Source organism: Nesterenkonia muleiensis (assembly GCF_003600155.1).
Lineage (GTDB): Bacteria > Actinomycetota > Actinomycetes > Actinomycetales > Micrococcaceae > Nesterenkonia > Nesterenkonia muleiensis.
Window position 1 is genome coordinate 96,853 of sequence record NZ_QWLD01000050.1, and the last position, 21,245, is coordinate 118,097.

Genomic DNA, 21,245 nt, shown 5'->3' on the forward strand with positions numbered 1-21,245 from the left:
GCGAGACGGTCAGCGGATAGTGAGCACCGCGGCAGTATGCCCTGGAGTGCGTTCAAGTTTGGCATCTGTGGTGATGAGGGGCGCTCCAAATACTTCGGCGAGGGCAAGATACATCGCATCATAAGCAGTGGTGTTGCTTCGCAAATCCCATACCCTCGCCAAAAGAGCCGTGTGCTCACATCGCCGAATGCCGAGCAGGAGAAACTCACTGAGTGACTCACGCCCGCGCTCGGCGGAGATATCTCCGATGCTGACGAACTTCCTGAGCCCTTGGGAAACCTCTGCATCGATCAGGTGTGGGGCGATCAGCACTTCGTCAGGATCAGCGATCTGAGCGCCGACTCGTTGCCCGAGACTGGTGTGCAGCAAGAATTCAAGAGCGGCAGAAGCATCGATCACCTTCACCGAGAGTCTCTCGCCTCCCGAATGACCTCTGCTGCTGGCAAGGTGGTCACAACGGGAGTCAGAGCAGCAACGCGCTTGATGATCTCCTGTCGATTCGGAATCTCAAGCACTTTCTGCAGTTCACGCGTCGCATATTCCGAAAGGGTCATACCCCGTTGAGCTGCTCGAGCCTTGAGTTCACGGTGCATATCCTCAGGCACGTTCCTCAGTTGAATCATGGACATGCTCCAAGAGTACTCTCATCACCATCACATGTGAATTGCTTTCGACGGTCAGGCCACAGACTCCCCCGGAAGCGGGTAGCGGCCTGGGGCGGCATGCATGCGGCCCAGGTAGGCACCTGCCTGCCGGATCTGATTTTCGGTGCCGGTATAGGGTGCACCATCAACCCAGGGGTAGACCGCCCCAGCGCCCACCGTTGATCTCTTGTGGATTCTCCGCCTCCAGGGGTGTTGGAGTTGTCACCGCGATGCCGGCGTCGTCGAGGGCTCTGGTCCATCTCATCAGAGCCTCAGTGCGTTCAGTAGCGCCCGGGGGCCGTTGGACGACAATGTCCCCCTGTGGCGGTCTGGGCTCGGTAGACTCTCGCGAACCGTGTCAGCGATTCTGGGTGGATGCCTGTCAGCCCGAATGCCGCAGCAAGCTCCTGGGTCCGGTCTCTGCTTTCTCAGGGTGCATAGTCCCCACCCTATCGAGATGGTTGCGCAGCTGATGGGACCGGGGCTGGTCAAGAGTTCAGCAGCGGTGGTCCTCGTCCTACACCGTAAAGGGCGGCGTCAGGCCGGAAAACATGGGGATATGCTTAATGTTCAACGTCACCAGCTCAAGCCCGCTGTGCAGAGCCGTCGCAGCGATGAGGTAGTCCGAGATTCCGATGCCTGAATGGCTGCGCCGATACTGCCTCTGCAGCTCGCCTGCCCGCCGGGCGATGGCATCGGTCACAGTGACCGTCTCCAGCGCTGAGAGCAGCGCCCACACCTCGCGCCGTTCCGCAGAGCGCATCCCCCCGGTGATTTCCGCGACTGTCACAACGCTCATTGCCAGAACATCGCGCTGAGCAGCCTCTCGGAGCCAATCCCTGGCGGCTTCAATGCCGCGAAGGTGGCAGATCAGCACGTCTGTGTCGACCAAGATCATGCGTTGAACTGCCAAAGCCGGTTGAGGTGATCCTCGCGAGCCCCCGAATCACGACTCGGAACCTCCACCTCGACCATGGAGCCGAAGGACAGGTCAATCGCAGAATGGATCGCGCTGGTCCCATCGCCGGCGGTGTGCAACCCCTTGTCGATCAAACGCCGGATCAGCTCGGCTCGGGAGATGCCTTCCTCAGCGGCTCGTCGGTCCAGCAGATCTGTCTGCTGGTCGTCGAGATAGATATTCGTCCGCCGCATACACCACATTATACATCACAATAGCCGCAGTTTGCACCGCACTGTCCCTTTGATTCCCCTGGCTTCCGCCGGCGATGCGGCGCAAACCGGGGAAACCCTAGGGCCAACTGACCTATCGGAGGGCACTCCACGAGCGGTTGTCCAGCCAGCGCGGGACTGACGCGCAATACTGTTCGAACTGCTCTCCGAACTGGTTGCGCAGAGCAGCCTCCTCGGCAGGGATCTGAAGCCTGTCGATGGCAACGACGAACCCTACAGCTGGAAGCATCGCAAGCACCGAGCTGCGATAGATCGCATGGGCAATCAGCAATCCACCCATGCCCACATACATAGGATTGCGGGTGAAGCGACTCGGTCCGTCGGTCACCAATGAGCTTGCCCTCTGCGGAGAGACCGGATCCACCGTGGTCTCTTGCTGTCTGAACCGGAGAATCGAGCCACCCAGCGTCCCGACCGAAGCGGCACCAACAAGCGCAGCTGTTGCCTTTCCCAGGGGGCCGCTGCTGCCCGAGTGACGAGAGAGCATCCACTGCGTTGCTGCCGCTGCACCCAGCAGCGCGACCGGGGGAATTCGGACATCTCGCACAGTGCGTCCTCACCTTCAGCCAGGAATCGGTGTCAGCTGACATGCCATCAGCTCTATCAGCTCAGCCTACCGGCAGGACGGGCGGGGCTCCGTACTATCCAGCGGGGCAGATCAAGCACCTTGGCGGATAGCGGCAAGCTCACCCGGCTCGTGCCAGGCGAGGCGTCGCAGCAGCTTCGTAGAGGTCCACGCCTCTCCGTCATTATTCCGGCTGAGATTCCGGGGCATAGCTCTGAGAGTCTTTCGCACATGCTCAGCTGAGTCTCGGAGTTCAGTGACCAGGTCCTGGGCCCGTGGCTTGGACGGCAGTCCAAGTGAGGGCAGATAGTAGCGGCTCTCCGTGTCAGCGATATGCCAGGCACGTTCACGGACCGTGGACCAGGCAGCGAAACCTGCGTCCTGCGTGATGGACCGGTCAAGGTCCGTCTCCGTGATCTCCAAGAGGATCACCAGCAGCTCAGTTCGAACCTCGGCCAGGATCTCCAAGGTGTGCTCAACCTCAGCCTCAGCCGCAGGCGTCTTGTCGCGGTCAAAAGCACTCTCATCTCCTTGGATGCGCTCGACGACGTTGAGAGCGGCCTCCGCCGGAAGCGCTGCCCTCAACCCCGCCAACGCCTCAGTCTCCGTCAGCCCTTGCCCGCAGAGACCCCAGAACTTAACATCGAACACCCAGGCCGCAGTCCCGAAGTCATAGGCCATAGCGACGCCGCTCTCCACATAGACATTCACCCGCATCTCAGCGCATCCTCCCTGCCGGTCGAGTCCTCCCCCGACGCCGCTTCTGTGGAGAAACGAATATCGGCTCTCTGCGCTGGCGCGAACCTCTCCGCAAAATCTCGCTCGTTCGGCTCCCACACCTCACGCCAGAGAGCGTCGTGCTTGCGTCCCAGTTCTCTGTCTCGCGCCATTCCCCTCTGGACCGCTGTCGGCAGACCGATGTCGCACCACACGGTGACATCCAGATGCTCCAGCGCCTCAGGATGAAACAGCCCGATCAGGTCAACGACGAGGACATCAGCGTCCGGAAGCGGTTCGGGGTCTCCGAGTGTTCTACGACTCCAGTCGAACCTCCGGAAAGTACCCGGCTGCTGCTCACGAATGGGTTTGAGCACTTCCTCTGTCAGCCGGATTCGCTCCACTCCGGCCCAATCTTGAGAGCGATGATGTGACAGAACTGGGTTCAGAAAGTCATCTCCGCGCACCCGCGCGGCGCCCGGCACCGCTTCGACAAGTCGCCGGGCCAGCGTGGACTTTCCAGAACCGGCGTATCCGGAGACCCCCACCACGATAGGGCGACTGGCGCTCTCCTGAGCTTGCGTGATGTGCTCAACCAGGCTGGCGAACTCCATCCACCGACGCTAACACCTCTTGGCTGGCGATCCCGCCACCTCTCGCTCCCGCCCGTGGGCCTCAGCAGAGGGATGCGAAGATGGGTGGCATGGCAGACAGCATTCGTTCGATGCTCCGGGCAGTCCCCTCGCTCACCGGCACTGCACCACCGCTCAATACGAGCGCCCTGCCCGATGATCCGACCACCCTGTTTCTGACGTGGTTTGCAGAGGCTCTCTCCGTTGGCGTACCAGAACCTCATGCGATGACTCTGTCCACCGTGGACTCGGAAGGTGTTCCCGATGCCCGGACGCTGATTCTCAAGGACCTCAACGAATCGGGCTGGGCATTCGCCAGCACGGGATCCAGCAGGAAGGGTTCGCAACTCGCCGCGCAGCCGGCCGCGGCCTTGAGTTTCTGGTGGCAGCCCGTCGCCCGAGCGGTGCGAGTCCGGGGAGAGGTCCGTGTGGCCAGCAGGGAAGAGAGCATTGCCGATCTTCGTGCGCGCAGTCCGCAGGCGCAAGCCGACGTGGCTGGGGACGACTGGACGCTGTTCTACCTCCAACCGGCACGAGTGGAGTTCTGGCAAGGCTCACCGGATCGGCGTCACATCAGAATCGTGTACACCGCGAACAACAGCATGTGGACTCGGTACGTCCTGTGAACTCCGGCTCGATCCCGCATGCTTGTAGGCGGATCGAGAGGCACGTTCACTCGGCGAGCGCCTTCCTCGAGCTGCGGATGCAGCCCCAGGACCGGAACCGCCCTGCCGGTAAGCTCTTATCATGCCTTCAATCCGGAATATTGCTGTCGCTCTGCCTGCCAAGGACGGGCACATTCTCGTGCAGACCGGCTACGACTCGGTCAAGGGACAGCATTTTTACCGCGCCCTTGGCGGCGGCATTGAGTTCGGCGAACTCGCCGCCGACGCGGTGCGCCGCGAGTTTCAGGAAGAGCTCGGAGTGGAACTCGATGACGTAGAGCTTCTCGATGTCGTAGAGAACATCTTCGATTATGAGGGCGCTACGGGCCATGAAATCGTCCACGTCTTCGCTGTCGGATCCGCTGCCTTGGCAAACATGACCCTCGGAGGGACCCGTTCGATCCTCGACGAGCCCGACTCAACGGCCCTGTGGGTTTCTGTCGATTCGCTCCGGCGTGGCGAAGTTCCGCTCTTCCCAGCCGGGTTGCTCAAGCACCTTGCCGGATAACGTCAAGCTCACCAGGCTCGCTTCATCGGAGCAGGGGCAGGTGGTAGCGGCCTGGGAGGTCGTCAGAGACGCATTCGGAAGCCACGATGGCCCTAGCATTTTGATGGAGTCACCGTACTCGTGTATTACGATCAACTCGTCGAGATCGAGGCTGCCGCTGCAGTGTCCTAGGCGTGGACTAAGCTCGCGCCATGAGCCGGATCATCTACGAAACTGCCACCAGCTTCGACGGTTACATCGCTGATGATAACAACTCGCTGGACTGGCTCTTCGCTGTTCCCGGCGGTGATGCACCTGACCCCGAGCTAGCGCCTCCTCATGCTGCGGTTCAGGTCATGGGATCAACTACTTATGAGTGGGTTCTGAATCAGCTCAACGCCATCGATGCACCTGACGAATGGGTTAAAGCGTTCGGTGAGACTCCGGTCTTCGTCTTCACCTCTCGCCGTCTCCCGGTTCCCGATGGGAGTACCGTGAGCTTCCTCAGCGGGAGTATCGACGGCGCGCTGCCCAAGCTGCGGGGGGCAGCCGCCGGTGGCGACATCTGGGTGGTTGGCGGCGGTGACCTCGCTGGACAGTTCATCGATTCCCAGGCGCTAGACCGGCTTGTTTTCACGATAGCTCCAGTGGCACTCGGTTCAGGGGCGCCGCTGCTTCCCCACCGAGTCGAATCCGACCGGCTGACCCTCACTTCAGTGAAGCAGGTCGGCCAGTTCGCCCGGCTCACCTATCACGTGTCGTATCCGTCTCTGTAGGCACTCACACCGTCGTTCTCGGTAGGCACCGCCGTCGCAGAGCGTCAACTGCATCAGGCCAGCGTCCACGTTCCGACTTCTTGGTACTCGGAATCCATCAGCGCTTCGGTATGCGCCGCGTTGAGGTCATAGTGCTTGAGCGCTCCAGCCCAGTACCGCAGGATCCGGGCAAGCTCTTCTGCACGGTCAGCGCTCACTTGTGCCAAGTCGATCTCGAGGGTGAAACGGGTGATCTGTTCTCTTCTATGGTTCATACTCTCAAGTGTAATATTCAAATGCAAAGTTAAACTTATGAGGACATAGCGGCTGATTTATCAGTACTTTTAGCATAAAAGTCTCAACGCTCGGTTAAAATCAGTGTCTATGCGTCCTATCGATTTGGCTCGCGCCGTGGGTGTCTCGACCCAGCACGTCCGCACTCTTGAAGCAGCCGGAGTCCTTCCGGAGGCGGAACGGAGCCAGACCGGATATCGGCAGTACACCGAGGCACATCTGCGATCCCTGCGCTGCTATCACGTTCTGGCACCAGGCCACGGAGCGGCGACTGCTCGGCAGATCATGGTCCTCGTGAATCAGAGACGCCCAGCCGAAGCTCTTGCTTTGGTCGACACCAGCCACGCACAGCTTCACTCCCAACGCCAGCAACTCGCTGAGACCACTACCGCCCTCGAGAAGCTCAGGCAGAATGCCGAAAGCATCCCAACACAGCACTCACCGATTTCCATCGGTCAACTCGCCCGGAACCTCAAGGTGCGGACCTCAACTCTTCGAGTATGGGAGGACGCCGGATTGCTCTGCCCGAGACGGATAGGAGCGCAACGCCACCGGCTCTACACGGCCACTGACATCAGGGACGCCCGTATCATTCATCTCCTGCGCCAAAGCCATTACCTTCTCAACCGCATTCGTCCAATCATCGAAGAGGTCGGAAACGCCGGAGGAACCGATGCCCTGCACAGCGCACTGCACCAACGGCGAATGGCGCTTTCACGCCGGTCACGGGCCATGCTGGATGGTGCCGCACACCTTAGCGAGCACATCGGTCACCTGGAGACCACCGACGACGACGCCATGGTTTCTACCGGTCACTCGGATCGAGGATCAGACCCGCAGCCCTGATCCTCGATGGTCGGAGCGTCAGCGGTACCCCTGAACAGTGAAAGGATGGTCACTGTGAAATCGCCTCATGTATCCAGCTCGATTGCGCTCATACACTTCGCCTCACGGGCGGGGGACCACAATGACCGAGCCATGGAAGGCTCACCATTGATCGCCAGCAAACTCTCCTCACGGCTCGGCGAACCTGTCACGGTGATCGGCGAACCTGCTCCAGCGATCAACTCTGGGTGGCAGGACGAACTCTCGGCCGCTGCCGGCGACCTGGATGCTATGGCAAAACATCTGCATTCTGTCATGAGCCTCGGTGCCATCACCTATACGGCGCTCTCACGCTGTTCGGTGGCGTTGGCGACTCTTCCCGTCGTCGCGCGTCACCATCCCGATGCGGTGGTTCTGTGGTTCGATGCCCACCCTGACCTGAACACTCCGGAGACCTCCACGAGCGGTTACCTGGGTGGCCTCGCCCTGAGCGGTGCTCTGGGATGGTGGGACTCAGGGCTGGGGTCAGGACTCTCCGAACACAACACGATTCTCGTAGGGGCACGTGATATCGATCCCCAGGAACAGCGTCTGCTTGACCGGTCTGACCTCACGCTCCTGGCGCCGGGACCCAACCTGACTGGACGACTTGCAAAGTCCATCAGAGGGCGCTCGGTCTACGTCCACATTGACTGCGACGTTCTGGGACCGAAAACTGTGCCGACAGACTACGAAGTCCCTGGCGGGCTGAGCCTTGCCGAACTCAAGGATCTCTCGTCGGTCATCGCCGAACACCATGTGGTAGGAGTCGAGGTCGGTGAGTTCGAAAGTGGCTCGACTCCGCTGAACACGGAGCGTGCAGCCCAGAGACTGCTCAACACACTCGATCCTTTGCTTCGCAGTGCGCAGTTGCCGAAATAGAATTTCGCTATACTCCCACATCTAACACGTTATCGGCATGGCAGAGGGGACACGTGGTCGGTCGGGTCCAACGCGGCAATAGCGAGTCGGAGCGCGCACACGTAGGCCCGGTGGAGCTGTTCTTCGACCTCGTCTACGTCTTCGCTATCATTCAACTCTCCCACCTGCTGGTAGCACATCTGAACTGGGAAGGTGCAGCCCAATTCGCAGTCCTCTTCGCCGCAATATGGTGGGGATGGAACTACTCTGCGTGGGCTATGAACTGGATCAATCCGCAGTCGGCCCCCGGTCGGATACTCATGATGGTCCTGATGGCGCTGGGCCTAGGCATCGCACTGGTATTGCCTGATGCTTTTGGGGATTCCGGATTAGTATTTGCCGGACTCTATGTGACGAGCCAGGTCCTGCGTCCAACGTTCATGGTGGTTTGTTTCCGCGGAACAATTCTCGGCCGCAACTACCGCAATTTGCTGGTGTGGTCAGCCACGGCAGGAATCTTCTGGATAACAGGAGCCCTACTGGAGGCCGATGCGCGACTGGTGGTGTGGGCCTTGGCGGTGGGAGTGGATTATCTTGCCCCCCGCCTAGATTTTCGCGTGCCGGGGCTGGGAAGCGCGCCCATGGGCGACTGGGATACCAACGCAGAGCACCTAGGCGAGCGCAACAGGCTGGTATTCATTATCGCCCTGGGTGAGTCCATTCTCATGACCGGATTCACCTTGAGAGAGCAACTCGACGTTCAGGGACCAAGCGCACTGCTTCAGTCAGCGTTCCCCGCGGTTACTGGATTTGTAGGCCTGTGCCTGATGTGGTGGAACTACTTTTCCATCGTTGACCGCACTGACCGAACTCATGACAGTGCCTCAACCTCCGCCCTTCGCGGCGCCTACGCCTACGCTCACGCACTGATGGTGGCAGGTGCCATCGTTTTCGCCGTCTTCATCGAGCTGTTGCTGACGAATGACCACGTCAATCCAGCCATCGCCAGTATTGCGGTGGCCGGCCCACTACTGTTTTTCGCCGGCCAGGCTTTGTTCTCCAGCTGGCGCGGAGGCGGCTCATTATGGCCTCAGGCGAGAGGCGCCCTGGGCGTCATGGTTGTTGGCGGTACAGCGCTCATGCTGCCGGCCATGAGCCTGCCCCTGTTGGGGGTTGCCATGCTTGCCGCACTTGCACTTCCCTTGGTCAGTTTTGTCTCCACGAAAGGAATCTCACCATGAAGACATTGACCACCGAAGATGGCCGCCGGTTGCGCAAGACACTGCCACGCGGCAAACAAGCTGACCTCTGCCTCCCTGAGGATCGCGACCCGGTCGCGATCTTAGAAGGCCAGCATCAGGCACGGTTAGCAGACCTGGTGCCGGTGCGCATTGGACGCATGCTCCAATCCCCGTTCGCCTTTTACCGCGGGACCGCGGCAGTCATGGCCAACGACCTCAAGGACGCCCCCACCACCAATGTTGACGTGGTGTCCTGTGGTGACGCGCATATCTCGAACTTTGGCTTTTACGCCTCTCCTGAACGTGAACTCGTCTTCGATCTCAATGACTTCGACGAAGGTGGAGTCGCACCATGGGAATGGGATCTGCGCCGGCTGGTGGGCAGCGTCCACATTGGTGGACGCGACCTGAGCCTCTCTGAAGACACCTGCAGCGAGGCAGTCGTGAAGGCCACAGAGACCTACCGAACTACCCTCAAGACAGTACTGCGCACCCCAGCTACTGAGCGATATTTCACTCGGGTAGACACCTCAGAAGTCGCCAAGCAGCTTGGGGAGACTGGCCAGAAAGCGGTGAAGAAGGCCACGAAAAAGGCGAGAACTCGAACTTCGGAGCAGGTGCTGCGCAAGCTCGCTACGACCAGTGAAGACGGACACATCCGTATCGTCGATCAACCGCCGATCCTCAGACACGTTGACCATGCCACTCTCGACGAGCTCACAGGCCTGTTCGATCAGTACCGTTCGACGCTGCGTGAGGATATCGCTTTCTTGCTGTCTCAGTACGAGCTGGTGGATTATGCCCTGCGCGTGGTGGGGGTAGGCAGCGTGGGAACCCGGTGTTATCTTTTGGCGTTTTCCGGCCCTGGCGGCGACGTCCTGTTCCTCCAGGCCAAGGAGGCTCCCCAATCGGTTCTGGTGAGTCATGGCGGACGGGCTCCTGCCGTAGCCGGCTATGAAGGCGATGCAGAGTTCAGCGAGGGACACCGCGTCGTCGCCGCTCAGCGCATTCTTCAAGCGAATTCGGACCCGTTCCTGGGGTGGATCACAGGGTGGGCCGGCGAGTCTGAAGAACGGCATCGTGTGGACTACTACTGGCGTCAGTTCAGGGACATGAAGGGCTCGATAGAGCCCTCGACGTTGGATGCCGAGCAGTTCTCTTCCTATGGTGCGCTGTGCGCATCGCTGCTCGCGCGAGCTCACGCGCAGTCGGCGACTGCGCCAGCTATCAGCGGGTACATGGGCGGATCAGAGCGATTCGCCGAGGCCACCAGCAGATGGGCGGCAGCCTATGCCGACGTTGCTGAAGCGGACTTTGACAAGCTCGCTGCGGCGGTGAAGTCCGGAAGAATCGCTGCCGAGACCGGAACGTAATGGTGTGTGTCTCTGCGGAGCCGGACAAGGCCCCCGGCACACATTCGATGCCACAGGAGCAGGACACCCCCCAGAGCTGGCGAGAAAAACCAGGAAAGAGTATGGCGCTCCTGGACATCCAGGAGCGCCATACTCATGTGCTCTGTGACCCCAGCGGGATGTTGCCATCCCCCTTCTGACAAGGGGTTTCGCAGTTTCGAGCGAGAAAACCAGCCAAAAAACCAGCCATTTTCAACACCCAGATCATACGGATCCCCATCACTGGAAACCTGCGATCTACTCGCTGGGAGGCGCTATGTCATTTTCAACTGGACTATCTGGACCCGAACCTGACGTCACCGTCAAATCGAGAAGCTCCTGTCTGCACCAGATCGAATGGCTGGTTTTGCACCGGAGTCGAGCAGGAACGGGAACTTCAGGAGCAGATTCGTCGAAAACCAGCCAATTCTGCGCCAACACGAAGACTCACTTCTCCCTTACTTCCCCGTGTTCTCGGGGATTTTGAGGGGAACCAGAGCGGATCTGGAGCTGCGCGAAAACCAGCCATTGCACGTATGGCCTCGAAGTTCGCACCCGGAGAATGCAAATGGCACGCCACCACTGCACTGCTACAGTTCTACGCTCCCCAGAGCGGCTTGACGCTCAGCCCCAGCAGGCTCCGCCTCGTCCTCAGTCGCAGTCTCCGATCACCCACCTGTGTCCGGCAAGTTCCCGACCACGACAGGGCACGAAGTTGGCCACCGACTGGAGCCACTTCCCTTCTCCGACTCGACACCTCCAGCACCACCACCTGATTGAATAGACCACATGCCCACAGGTGCACGCTGCAACGAGAGAGACGACCGTCCCGTCTCCGACCGCGAGAAAGCAGCAGTCGACAGAGGACTCGCAGAGATCGCAGTCAATCCCAACGGTGGCATGACCTCCGAAGAGTTCTGGGCACGCATTAGGACTGCACCTGCCAGATGACCGATGACCGAATCCAGCAGTTCTCAGCAGCCCTCAGCTGATTGAATGAAGGCATGACTACCCCTGTAAAACTCATCCGCTCCGACCGTCTCTCAGATGCTGCAGAGTACGCCTACGCTTCCAAACTCCCCGCTGACGCCGAACTGATCTTCCTGGCAGGCTCCTGTCCACTCAACGTTGACGGCTCCACTGCCGCAATTGGCGACTACGCAGGGCAAGCAGCCAAATGCATCGAGAACATGCACATCGCCCTAGAAGAAGCCGGAGCCACCATTGAGAATGTGGTCAGCACCCGCGTGCTCGTTGTATCCAACAAGCAGGCAGACCTAGTAAAAGCATGGGAAGTTATCCGCGATGCCTTCGGTGACCACGATGTCCCCAGCACCCTGATGGGCGTTACTGTCCTGGGCTATGACCATCAACTCATAGAGGTCGAAGCGGTCGCTGCGATCAGCGAGTAATGGTGCATATCAGTACTACTCTGTTTATATGTCGGTACCTGAGAAGTTCGATCGAAGACTGCGTCACCACGTTGCCGCCCAGTTCCGACGAGCGCCCAAATTCTCACGCCTTGGGGCAGGGGAAAACGGTGGCAAGTGGGTCTGGGCCTTTTGTCGAAACAGCAAGGCCGACTACGACTTCGTCAATCGCCTAGGACTCCCGAGCTCTTTCGTCGCGGAAGTAAATACCCGAGTTGAGAAACTAATAGGAGATGCCGAGGACCACCCAGATGGCATCAATCTCCCCCTTTCTCAAGCACGGGAACTACTGACAACTGCCGCTGGAGCTGTAGAAGCAGCGGCAACCCTGACCCAACTCACTTCAGCCGGAAGTGAGATGACGCGGAGGGCAAGCCTTGGCTCAGTTGCTCGTACTGCAGTCGAGAATTCCCTACGTGTCCAGTGGGTGTTAGAAGGCAGCACCAAAGAGGAACGAATCAAGCGAGCGGTCTTGGTGGAGCTGAAGTCCATCAATCAGTTGCTTCGGTACCTTCCTGCAGCACGCTTGAATAACAACGACCGCGATCTGCGTCATGCGCAGGAGGTCTACGTGAAACTCGTCGAGGACGAACTAGGCCTAGACGTTGATCTTCATGAGACTCCGAAAATCCAGGGGCTGCAACTACCAAATATTGGCAGAGAGGCCCAGAGAGTTCTGGGAGATGAGTCGTACATAGAGCTAAGCGCGTTCACTCACCCGAACTCTTATCTCGCTTCGGTTACCAGCAGTTACTCAGCGGGAGAGAAAGGTCAGTACATCATTGTTCCGGAGTCGACCCTTCACACTGAAGGACGACTCATGCGGCCAGCGCTGACTGCTTTTGTTAAAGCCACCACCTCAGTTGCCGAATACCTAGGGCGCGATGACAACACTGAACTAGTCACATGGATTAGCACCTGCGCAGACCTCTGGGATGAATGGTGCGAACGAAACGGCTGCCTCCAATAGAAAGCTCGGCACCCACCCTCTATCCGCAGACTGCCTACGATAGACGTGGCGACGCACTAACGATGAGGGCAAGGAAGCTAACCATCAGCCACATCGCTTGGACGAGGAAGTTCCAGGAGTAGCCCTTCATCCTCCAACGCTATCGCTGACTTCGGATACCCGTCTTTGAGGTGAGAACAGGTGGAAGTATTTCTTAAGCCTCCCCAACGGCTGCTGGGCGAAAATAAAACGCGAATGCTTGCTCACCATGCTCATGCTGGAGGCTGCGGATCCACCCAATCGAATCCCAGAACGGCTCAGATTCCTTCTTTGCCATAGCAGCCAATGTTCGATCAGAGAATCCCACCGAAAGAACATTGAGAATTGCGGTAGCAATACCTCTGCGCTGACAGGACTCTGCAACTTCGAGCTTGTTTATATCGATGGGGTCGATGAGTGGTGGCTTGTTGGCATAGTGTTGGAGGCTGTCGGCATCCCGGGCGTTCAACGCCAGACGTGCGACTTCAACACGATTCAATTGCACTTCGATGCATGTGCCGTAGCTGCTAGTTTCGAAATCGTTCCACCAGTCCTCTCGGAAATCCTCAGACTGGACGAAACCTCCATTGACAACAGTGCTAGGCCAGCCTGGACAAGGATCTTCCCTTTGCCAGAAGGACGGTACGTGGTGGCGAATAAACTCCAGCTCCATTATCCGCCCTTAGTACCCTCCGTCGAGGAATGATCGCGGTACTGCATCGACTCCACGAAATCACGGAGTGGATGAGTTATCGCCCAGGCTTCAGCCCCTTCAGATTGGACGAAATAGGCACGGATGACCTGCCCACCAGCACTTAGAATCTCAGAGACATACTTCCCAGGGATGTTCAAGCCCAGGCGCTCTAATAGGTGCTGCCGAGTCTCGGCAGAGAGTGCTTCCCACCAAGGACGAGGATCCGTCTGGAGCTTCTGCCAACCCCGTGTTGGGGTGTAGACCGCCACCATGCGTCCTTTACCGAAGCCAGTGTTTCCTGACTCAGCTTCCAGCATCCACGCGGCAAGGATGTCTTGATGTTCTAACGCTCGCTCTGTTGAATCCAGCGCAGCATCAAGCGTCGCTCCATGAGTACCTTGCCTATGCAAGTTGGCAGGTAGCTCAGCGTCCACATACTCAACATGTAAGGCCATCTCCCTACGCTATCTCAGCAAAGTTCATGCCGATTGGCAGGTCACCATCTCGGGGTGGGAATCGAACTCGGCCGCGAGCCCCTCATCGGTGTACCGCGCCCAAGCCGACTCTTTCTTCCAACTCACCCCTTCAGCGCCGACATCTTCCCCAAAATCATGGTTTCCAGAAAATTGTCGACACCCTCCCACACGGCAACGTCGGGCACCCCTAGACGCACCCCCATGATTTACCTCATAGCCTTTGTTTCCCTGCTGGTAGTCCTGGCTGTCGTCATTCTCGGGATGCTCCTCCTATGGTTCTTCATTCGTGCAAAACCAACTGCACACCGACGGCTCCTGGAATTCATCCGCACACTACGAGGTGACTAACGAAAGAAACCTCCGCTTCCGTCCGCTCCCCTGAACTCGCAACCTCCATGCGCCGACACAGTCGCGTGCCGGTGTCAGCAACTACGCTCATGATCAGAACTCATGCACGCTGCATCTTTCCCAACATGCGTGACTATTGATGGCAGAAACAGAGGGGTGAACAACAGAGTGGCACAGCGAGACGTGACACATAGCGAGTATGTTCAGCGAGTAAGGTCCGTCCCTCAGTCTGAACTGCTACAAAAACTATCCTCGGCAGCCTCACGAATCGTCCACCAGAGAGTCAGAGGAGAGAAACTCAAGCCTCTTTCCGTTCAAGAGTTCACTCTTGCTGGTATCGCTAGGACTTCACTTGCGCGAGGGAACGACTTACGCAGCCGAAAAATCACACGCGAATTAGTCATTCGTCTTTGTCAGGAGTATCTCGAAACGAGTTACACCCCAACAAGCGAGGGAACCCTCGGGCAACTGCTCCGCCCGATGTTCTTTGAGCAACTACTTGTGCAACTATCTCCAATGCACAACATAGCCCGTGCTCATGCCCTGTTTCAGCATTATCTCCCTCAGATCAAAGGAGCACCCTCCGCAGATGAGATCGGAGCCGTACTTGGGGTGCCTCAAGTAGCGGACTTTACTCGAATCGGCTTCGCGGTCCATGTGGGATGCATGCTCCACGCGGGCACTCTCCCAAAGTCGATGATCACCTCCAAGCAGGTCGCTCCACTGTTTTCGCCTTTAGAACCAGCAGAAATCGTGCCTCATCTTCAGACTCACTATGCATGGCTGCTGAAAGAGCACATACACAACGCCAGAGATGTCTTGGATACTGCCCCGAAGAGCCAAGAAGCCCTTGCTTTCAACCCCCTGCAGTCGCGGCCACTCATCGATATGGGCGATGAGTTCATCTGTCCTGCCCCTCATTTCTTGATGGACAAGTTCACAGGAACCGGGCTGTATTACACTCTGGCCTCCAAGCTGGGGGCTAAATTCACCAACGCTCTTGGGCATGCATTTGAAGACCACGTCGCAGACCAGTTACGGCTTCTCTGCGCCGCGACTGTGCACCGTGAGATCTCGTACGGCAAAAACAGTGAGAAAAGCTGTGACTTCCTCCTTGTGTTCAATGAGATGGTGCTACTCGTCGAGGCAAAATCAAGTAGGCCGCCAGAGAGCTTCCGGAAGAGTCTCACTCCGGCACGAGAGCTTCACGCTCTAACCAAGGCGCGTGATCAGATCACGAAGACGGCAAAGTTAATCCGTGACGGTCACGAAGCATTCAAACAAATCCCACGGGACAGGCCGCTCAAGGGCATGGTGGTCACCCTCGAGCCTCACTTCATCTCAGGCACCGAAGCACAAGAAGACATACTCGAAGGACCAGACGGAGGCCCTCTTCTCGAGGTCTTCGCTCATGACCTGGAGCACTTCTGCGCTTGGCAGCAAGAAAACGAACGACTTGGCAAAGATCTACTAGATGCTTGGCCGGACCATGAGCATGGTCGGTTCAGGGGACTTCAAGGAGTTGCTGGTGGCACAGACCGTGAGAACCCAATCATCGAGCACCACTACCGACGCGCTGTCGACATAGAAGCAGTCAAGAACGCTGTTTACGCCGCTGAAACCACGCAGCTCCGCACTTAGTTCACCCGAGGCTCAGCCCTCGCGTGACGCGAGGCATACCGGTGGAACGCGGTTATTTAAATGCGCGAGCTCACTGAGCGCTGCCGCGCACAATGAACCCCTCGATCAGCAACTGCTGGTGCGCGATTTCAGGAGAGAGGGTGCAATCGCCACTGGGAGAAACCTCCAGAGTGACGTTCATGCCAACGGTGTGCCCACCGATCTTCTGCGTAATGCTGGGGCAGACATCAGAAGGGAGTTGGAGCACAAGCGAGTCGAACTTTCCCTCTTCAAGTTCAATGTTGAGCTTGATGTACAGGAGATTCTTCTCCACCATGGCAACCCAGCAGTTCAAGGACGAGACGGGCACCCACGGAGACTTCAAAATTCCCGTGATGTCCTTCGGAGGATTGATCGTGGGATACGGGATATCCGGGATGTCGGGCAAGTTCTGAAAACTCATCGTGGTCTCCTCCGCAGTAACGTAGATAGGGACATTACCGATGCTACTGCGGAGGTCAGACATGACCACTCAACTTCGGAGCAGGCATCCACGCCAACCACAGGCGATCCTGCCCCCGAAAATGGCTTCTGCTCTAACGTGCGGTGATGTTGAACATCCAGTTGATGCCGAACTGGTCGATGAGTGAACCTGCTTCATCTCCCCACGCCTGAGTCTCCAGAGGCATCGTCACGGTTCCTCCAGTGGAGAGTTTCTCAAAGTAAGTGCGCAGCTCTGTGTCGTTGCCACCGATGTAGATAGCGACATTGTTCCCGTGCTGGTAGGGCATTCCCTCTGGCGCGTCCCAGGCGTTGAGAACATACCCTTGCGGGGTCTCAAGTTTGGCGTGCATGATCTTGTCTGCTGATGCAGAGTCTGGTGAACCAAAGTCAGCAACGGTCCCCATTTCTAGTTCACCGCCGAAGACTTCTCGGTAGAACTCCATTGCCTGCCGTGCGTTGCCGTTGTACATGATGTAGGGGTTCAGCTGAGATCCCACAGAGTGCTCCTTCTCTTCATCGAAACAGTAGTTGTGCCTGCCCCGAGGAGCAGGTCACGGTTAGAGCGTCTCAGCGAATCACGACATCCTCTGTCACGTATCTCGGTAGAGTTTTTCCATGCGTGCTGATCGGCTGGTCTCCTTGGTGCTACTCCTACGTCAGCGCGGTCGGCTCTCAGCATCGGAATTGGCTGAAGAACTAGAAGTCTCTACCCGCACGGTCCAGCGCGATATCGAGGCACTCTCCTCAGCGGGAGTTCCCGTCTATGCAGAACGGGGACGGCACGGCGGCTTTGCTCTACTGCCGAATTTTCAGACCGACCTCACCGGACTCAACCATGAGGAAGCCGTTGCCTTACTAGTCGCAGGGTCACGACCCGGAGTCCAGGAATTGGGACTCGGTACCGCTCTTGCGTCTGCGATGCTCAAAGTCATCGACGCTCTGCCTGCCCAGCATCAGAGCACAGCAACACAGGTAAGTCAGCGGTTCCTTATCGACCCTGCCACTGACCTCTTAGCGCGTCCCCTCGCGTCAGAAGAGATACCGAACAAGATCAGCTCTGAGATCACCCGCGCTGTCCTAGCGGGCCATCAGCTGCGGATCTTCTACGCAGCTAAGAACGAATCTCCACGGTGGCGAACTGTGAACCCCATCGGATTGGTAACTGTCCGTGGAACTGGCTACCTGCTCGCCACCAGGGACGGCAATGAGCGCACGTATCGGCTCTCGCGCATCAGTGAAGCAGAAGCACTCCCCCAGGCATCGGAACGCACCGAGACCGTGGATTTAGAGGACCTCTGGCAAGAACGCATCAGACAGTTCCGGCGTGACAGTGAAATCAACGTTCGTGTCATTGCCCGAGTACATCCAGACCACCAGTCAGACCTCACAGAAACCGCCCTAGAGATCCACTCAGAAGAGCCCGAGCCAGATGGTTGGCGGCGCGTGGACCTCACGTTCCATGATCACTCACACGCCGAGTGGGCACTCTGGAAACTCGGGAACCTAGCAGAGGTAGTCACTCCCAACGATCTCAAGAACAGCTTATATAACCGCGCCCTGACGATGACCAAGTAGTACGCCCCGAACCAGAACACCTCCGAGGGCAGGGCCAAGCCGTTGTACCGGAAGTCGTGTAAAGATTGAACACTATGGGTTCCCAGCAGCCGAACGCTTTCACCCTTGAGCGACTCGTTCCAGATGGGGCACAGTTCGCTGCTCATTCACACGATGAATCCATCGCCTCCGTCAACGGTCTCTCTACGATTCGGGAAAGGTGCGGCTGGACCGGCAACAGTTTGAAGGTGGCACCGATGCCATCACTGTGTACAACCCTGGGCAGGTTCAAAAGTCCCAGGTTGAAACCCACACCGGCACCACATGGGAATGTCTCAGCGGGCGCAAACGTGGCCTCATCCAATTCGTCCACCGCAACGACCAACCTCGTTCCCTGACCCTCAGCGGGCGGATCGGAGCATGGACCAAAGAAACCGTCTGCCGCACGACACTGCGTTGGATCCTGGCAGAACGGAAGAAACATCTAAGCTTCTCCTGGCCGAAGGGCTAAAGAAGCTCAGGCGTCTGTTACCTCACCGCTGGATTGCGAGACTGACTACAGCAGGCGGTACCAAGAAAATCAAGCATAGATGGCAATCGGAACAACTTTGAAGCTCTCCCCTTTGACCCGCGAATCAAAGTCCATATTGAACTTCACTCCTGCGTTGCCACCCTCGGTCTCGTCCTCACCGATCATTCCTTGAGCTCCTCGCGTGACTTGGTTGTTGATTTGTCCCACCAGAAAGTCCACAGTCCCCGGATCCATGCGTTCAAGAAGTTTGTTACGTGCAAAAATCGGCAAGTCCTTCTGGAGCGAAGACGTCACTTTCCCAAGCACCGTGAACTGACCATCAAGGAGGCGATCCTCGTCTTCAACTACAAAGTGCTCAAGATCGCAAATAGTCACTGCCGTCAGGGAATCACCCTGATCTCCGATTTTCCCATAAAACTCTCGGGTGGTCATACTCCGGAAATCAGTGCGAATAGCTTCAGTAGCCGTGCGGGACACTTCCCCTAACAAATCAAGGTCATAGTCCCAACTTACTTTGAACTTCTGAACCTCTTCTGGAGGCCCTCCTTCGAAGTCATCCATCCGCCTGCTCTTTACTACGTACCGGGTAATGGCTCGCACAAGTTCCGGGGTCGCAATGTCGAGAATGGCAAGCAACTGACTAGGGCTGAATGTTGCTGAGAACTCGACGAAATCGCCTGGCTCTACCCCCTGCATCGACGATAAACCGTCGATGCGGTTCAAAAGACCTTTCTCAGCCAATTGACGTCTTACTTCGTAGAGGTAGAACGCCTGCGTGTATTGCCAGTTTGAAGTCCCTGAAAAGCGACGGGAACCTGTACGCCCACTTGAATGCCCGTATCTGCCTTGTCCTTCAGCTCCCCCTCTACCTATTAACGGCATCTTTGCTTCTACAGTCGCGGTTGCCTGTGCCGCTAGTTCTTCTTCACGGGAATCAGTATCAGTGCTCTCGTTACTATTCGTCCCAGCGGTCCACAGGGGCTGCCCATGCACCTGCTGCAGAATGCCGGACACGTAGTCAGCATTCTGATAGATCGCCACAATGGGGTGACTGCTCAGATCCTTCTCGTTCTCTGCTTCACCTTCACCTGCCAAGAGCCGCCTCCTTAGATCATGTGCTCTGTGTTCCCATCTACATAGTCGCACTCACATTGGAGATTCCACGTCTTTCAGCGTCTCTAGTTTCGTCCTAGTAGGCGATCTCGTGTACGGGCGGCTTCAATTTTCCTCATATCAAGGGAAGTATGGTCGTTGTATCTGCGGACCTCACGCCCGATCACAGGACACCAACAAATCCATGACTTCGCTGAGGTGGCTCACCACCTTATCCGCTCCAGCTTCCTGCAGCTCGGCGTTACTCACGGTCGATGCCAGTCCACCACTGCCCTGATCCAGGGCTACGCTCCCAGAACGGCTTAAGCTCAGCCCCAGCAAGGTCCACTTCATCCCCAGCGGCAGTCTCCGATCCTCCTCATGTCTTCAGGGAGTTCCCGACCACTACAGGGGACGAAGTTCGTCAGCGACTGGAGGCACTTCTACTCGTGCCAGATAGGATCGGCGTGTGTTTCCTAGAAGCCCTGAGATCCAGTTCGTATTTGACGAGTTGACCACCGTACTACCTGCCGGTGTTCTGGGGTTCTACCTCTGTGGTTCTGTCGCCCGTGGAGAGCAAGGTCCACACAGCGACCTCGACCTTGTTACTTTCACCCCGCGATCTCTGACGGTGGATGAACGCCGACGACTCACTGAGACTCTTCTCGATGTCTCAGGATGGACCGGGCATGCAAAGAGCTTTCCTGAAGTAGCTCATCGTCGCCCCGTGGAATTCACCTCTTTCGTACTCGAAGACGTTAAGCACTGGCAGCACCCACCTACGGTGGACTATCAGTACGGCGAATGGCTTCGCGCTGATATCGTGGCAGGGCAACTTCCTCAGTCACACGAAGATCCAGATGCCACGCTCTTCCTCGAAGACGCTCGACAAAACAACCAGACAATCTGCGGAACTGAACTACAAAATCTTTTGCCTCCACCTCCATCTGGGCTCCTATCTCGTGCCTGCCAGGATGCTGCCCCAACACTAATGGAGGAACTGGATGACGATACTCGCAATGTCCTGTTGACTCTGGCGCGAATGGCAGTGACCATCTCCACAGGAACCATCGTTTCCAAAGCTCGCGCCGCTCAACTCACCGCGCCGCGCTTGCCGCAAATTGAAGCAGACCTCTTACGACGAGCCGCTGCCGAATACCAAGGAACAACCAGCGTGGACTGGCCCCAGGAAACCCACGTATCTCAAGAACTTGCCCGGCAACTTTTCGGTCTCGTCACCACGGCGCAGTAACAGGTGAACTATTAGGAGCCAGCAGGAATTGGTGTCTGTTGATAGGACGCTAGTCGCCATTCGCCCTCGCGCCGCACATAGACACTGGACATCAACGCTTGAAACTCAGGATCGGCTCCGCCACGCCACGCTATACCTTTGTAAGCAAGCACAGCAGAGGACTCATCCAGCGGAATCAACCGTTCCTCTGAGATCTCATACCGACTCCAGGGCGGGGCATCATTCAGAGACTCGATGACCTGGTCACGAGTGAAGACAAGCCCCTGAGCCAGCACTATGACCCCATCCTCGGTCATGATCTTCCCATAGAAATCTGCACCAGTACTCGAGCACAGCGACTGCCACCCCGCGTGCTCTAACTCCAGTAACTCACAGATATCCATGCCCCCGTTAGCTTCTAAGAACACCAGTTCTCCGACAGGATAAGTGGTGTTGTCCGGTCCGGCTC

General features: G+C 57.7%; 26 protein-coding genes. 12 read left to right on the plus strand and 14 right to left on the minus strand.

What is annotated here, in order from left to right; genetic code table 11:
• Nucleotides 1-9: 9 nt before the first annotated feature.
• The 7 genes from DVO78_RS15300 to DVO78_RS15330 all read right to left on the minus strand — a co-directional run bounded on the left by DVO78_RS15300 (nt 10) and on the right by DVO78_RS15330 (nt 3,731).
• Nucleotides 10-405, minus strand: a complete 396-nt coding sequence (locus DVO78_RS15300) for a type II toxin-antitoxin system VapC family toxin (protein WP_120006105.1) — start codon at nt 403-405, stop codon at nt 10-12.
• Nucleotides 402-629 carry a FitA-like ribbon-helix-helix domain-containing protein gene (locus tag DVO78_RS15305; RefSeq protein ID WP_120006107.1) on the minus strand — a complete coding sequence of 76 codons (228 nt, stop codon included), beginning with the start codon at nt 627-629 and terminating at the stop codon, nt 402-404. The genes DVO78_RS15300 and DVO78_RS15305 overlap by 4 nt, the downstream gene beginning before the upstream one ends.
• A gap of 532 nt (nt 630-1,161) precedes the next feature.
• Nucleotides 1,162-1,542, minus strand: a complete 381-nt coding sequence (locus tag DVO78_RS15310) for a type II toxin-antitoxin system VapC family toxin (RefSeq protein WP_120006109.1) — start codon at nt 1,540-1,542, stop codon at nt 1,162-1,164.
• Complete coding sequence (locus DVO78_RS15315) at nt 1,539-1,796, minus strand: ribbon-helix-helix domain-containing protein (RefSeq protein ID WP_120006111.1); 258 nt, start codon at nt 1,794-1,796, stop codon at nt 1,539-1,541. The genes DVO78_RS15310 and DVO78_RS15315 overlap by 4 nt, the downstream gene beginning before the upstream one ends.
• 112 nt (nt 1,797-1,908) lie before the next feature.
• Complete coding sequence (locus tag DVO78_RS15320; protein WP_120006165.1) at nt 1,909-2,322, minus strand: methyltransferase family protein; 414 nt, start codon at nt 2,320-2,322, stop codon at nt 1,909-1,911.
• Between the two features lie 171 nt (nt 2,323-2,493).
• On the minus strand, nt 2,494-3,117 hold the full coding sequence (locus DVO78_RS15325; protein ID WP_120006113.1) for a hypothetical protein: 624 nt from the start codon (nt 3,115-3,117) through the stop codon (nt 2,494-2,496).
• Nucleotides 3,108-3,731, minus strand: coding sequence for a uridine kinase family protein (locus DVO78_RS15330; protein ID WP_202912214.1), 624 nt, complete (start codon nt 3,729-3,731; stop codon nt 3,108-3,110). The genes DVO78_RS15325 and DVO78_RS15330 overlap by 10 nt, the downstream gene beginning before the upstream one ends.
• An 89-nt stretch (nt 3,732-3,820) precedes the next feature.
• Here DVO78_RS15330 and DVO78_RS15335 point away from each other — a divergent pair, with 89 nt between their 5' ends.
• The 3 genes from DVO78_RS15335 to DVO78_RS15350 all read left to right on the plus strand — a co-directional run bounded on the left by DVO78_RS15335 (nt 3,821) and on the right by DVO78_RS15350 (nt 5,677).
• Complete coding sequence (locus DVO78_RS15335; RefSeq protein WP_120006167.1) at nt 3,821-4,375, plus strand: pyridoxine/pyridoxamine 5'-phosphate oxidase; 555 nt, start codon at nt 3,821-3,823, stop codon at nt 4,373-4,375.
• Between the two features lie 121 nt (nt 4,376-4,496).
• The gene (locus DVO78_RS15340; RefSeq protein ID WP_120006115.1) at nt 4,497-4,922 is read left to right on the plus strand and encodes an NUDIX hydrolase; all 426 of its coding nucleotides are present in this window, start codon (nt 4,497-4,499) and stop codon (nt 4,920-4,922) included.
• Between the two features lie 191 nt (nt 4,923-5,113).
• On the plus strand, nt 5,114-5,677 hold the full coding sequence (locus tag DVO78_RS15350; protein ID WP_120006117.1) for a dihydrofolate reductase family protein: 564 nt from the start codon (nt 5,114-5,116) through the stop codon (nt 5,675-5,677).
• 53 nt (nt 5,678-5,730) lie between these two features.
• Here DVO78_RS15350 and DVO78_RS15355 read toward each other — a convergent pair whose 3' ends face one another.
• Complete coding sequence (locus tag DVO78_RS15355) at nt 5,731-5,931, minus strand: hypothetical protein (protein ID WP_120006119.1); 201 nt, start codon at nt 5,929-5,931, stop codon at nt 5,731-5,733.
• Between the two features lie 109 nt (nt 5,932-6,040).
• Between DVO78_RS15355 and DVO78_RS15360 the strand changes: the two genes are divergently transcribed.
• The 6 genes from DVO78_RS15360 (at nt 6,041) to DVO78_RS17635 (ending at nt 12,707) form a co-directional block, all read left to right on the plus strand.
• Nucleotides 6,041-6,796, plus strand: a complete 756-nt coding sequence (locus DVO78_RS15360; protein WP_120006121.1) for a MerR family transcriptional regulator — start codon at nt 6,041-6,043, stop codon at nt 6,794-6,796.
• 132 nt (nt 6,797-6,928) lie between these two features.
• Nucleotides 6,929-7,696, plus strand: coding sequence for an arginase family protein (locus DVO78_RS15365; RefSeq protein ID WP_202912215.1), 768 nt, complete (start codon nt 6,929-6,931; stop codon nt 7,694-7,696).
• Between the two features lie 110 nt (nt 7,697-7,806).
• Nucleotides 7,807-8,916, plus strand: coding sequence for a low temperature requirement protein A (locus DVO78_RS15370; protein WP_202912216.1), 1,110 nt, complete (start codon nt 7,807-7,809; stop codon nt 8,914-8,916).
• Nucleotides 8,913-10,289, plus strand: a complete 1,377-nt coding sequence (locus DVO78_RS15375) for a DUF2252 domain-containing protein (RefSeq protein WP_157984075.1) — start codon at nt 8,913-8,915, stop codon at nt 10,287-10,289. Before DVO78_RS15370 ends, DVO78_RS15375 begins: the two co-directional genes overlap by 4 nt.
• Before the next feature lie 1,022 nt (nt 10,290-11,311).
• Nucleotides 11,312-11,719 carry a RidA family protein gene (locus tag DVO78_RS15380; protein ID WP_120006126.1) on the plus strand — a complete coding sequence of 136 codons (408 nt, stop codon included), beginning with the start codon at nt 11,312-11,314 and terminating at the stop codon, nt 11,717-11,719.
• Nucleotides 11,720-11,747: 28 nt separating this feature from the next.
• On the plus strand, nt 11,748-12,707 hold the full coding sequence (locus DVO78_RS17635) for a hypothetical protein (RefSeq protein WP_157984076.1): 960 nt from the start codon (nt 11,748-11,750) through the stop codon (nt 12,705-12,707).
• Nucleotides 12,708-12,900: 193 nt separating this feature from the next.
• Here the strand turns inward: DVO78_RS17635 and DVO78_RS15390 are convergent, their stop codons facing one another.
• Both DVO78_RS15390 and DVO78_RS15395 read right to left on the minus strand, forming a co-directional pair.
• Nucleotides 12,901-13,398, minus strand: a complete 498-nt coding sequence (locus DVO78_RS15390) for a GNAT family protein (protein ID WP_120006130.1) — start codon at nt 13,396-13,398, stop codon at nt 12,901-12,903.
• Complete coding sequence (locus DVO78_RS15395; protein ID WP_120006132.1) at nt 13,398-13,874, minus strand: hypothetical protein; 477 nt, start codon at nt 13,872-13,874, stop codon at nt 13,398-13,400. Before DVO78_RS15395 ends, DVO78_RS15390 begins: the two co-directional genes overlap by 1 nt.
• Nucleotides 13,875-14,939: 1,065 nt before the next feature.
• Here DVO78_RS15395 and DVO78_RS15400 point away from each other — a divergent pair.
• Complete coding sequence (locus DVO78_RS15400; protein WP_157984077.1) at nt 14,940-15,884, plus strand: hypothetical protein; 945 nt, start codon at nt 14,940-14,942, stop codon at nt 15,882-15,884.
• A gap of 70 nt (nt 15,885-15,954) precedes the next feature.
• On the opposite strand, the gene DVO78_RS15405 is transcribed toward DVO78_RS15400, so the two are convergent.
• On the minus strand, nt 15,955-16,326 hold the full coding sequence (locus DVO78_RS15405; protein WP_157984078.1) for a hypothetical protein: 372 nt from the start codon (nt 16,324-16,326) through the stop codon (nt 15,955-15,957).
• Nucleotides 16,327-16,459: 133 nt separating this feature from the next.
• Nucleotides 16,460-16,864, minus strand: coding sequence for a VOC family protein (locus DVO78_RS15410; protein ID WP_120006137.1), 405 nt, complete (start codon nt 16,862-16,864; stop codon nt 16,460-16,462).
• Between the two features lie 118 nt (nt 16,865-16,982).
• Here DVO78_RS15410 and DVO78_RS15415 point away from each other — a divergent pair, with 118 nt between their 5' ends.
• Nucleotides 16,983-17,942, plus strand: a complete 960-nt coding sequence (locus DVO78_RS15415) for a helix-turn-helix transcriptional regulator (protein ID WP_120006139.1) — start codon at nt 16,983-16,985, stop codon at nt 17,940-17,942.
• A 559-nt stretch (nt 17,943-18,501) separates the two neighbouring features.
• Here the strand turns inward: DVO78_RS15415 and DVO78_RS17640 are convergent.
• A complete protein-coding gene (locus DVO78_RS17640; RefSeq protein WP_157984079.1) occupies nt 18,502-19,548 on the minus strand; it encodes a DUF6414 family protein in 1,047 nt (348 codons plus the stop codon).
• Between the two features lie 466 nt (nt 19,549-20,014).
• Here DVO78_RS17640 and DVO78_RS15435 point away from each other — a divergent pair, with 466 nt between their 5' ends.
• Nucleotides 20,015-20,797: an aminoglycoside adenylyltransferase domain-containing protein gene (locus DVO78_RS15435; protein WP_120006147.1), complete on the plus strand. Its 783-nt coding sequence runs from the start codon at nt 20,015-20,017 to the stop codon at nt 20,795-20,797.
• An 11-nt stretch (nt 20,798-20,808) separates the two neighbouring features.
• Here DVO78_RS15435 and DVO78_RS15440 read toward each other — a convergent pair.
• A partial coding sequence (locus DVO78_RS15440; protein ID WP_338016585.1) for a nuclear transport factor 2 family protein occupies nt 20,809-21,245 on the minus strand: 437 nt, incomplete at its 5' end.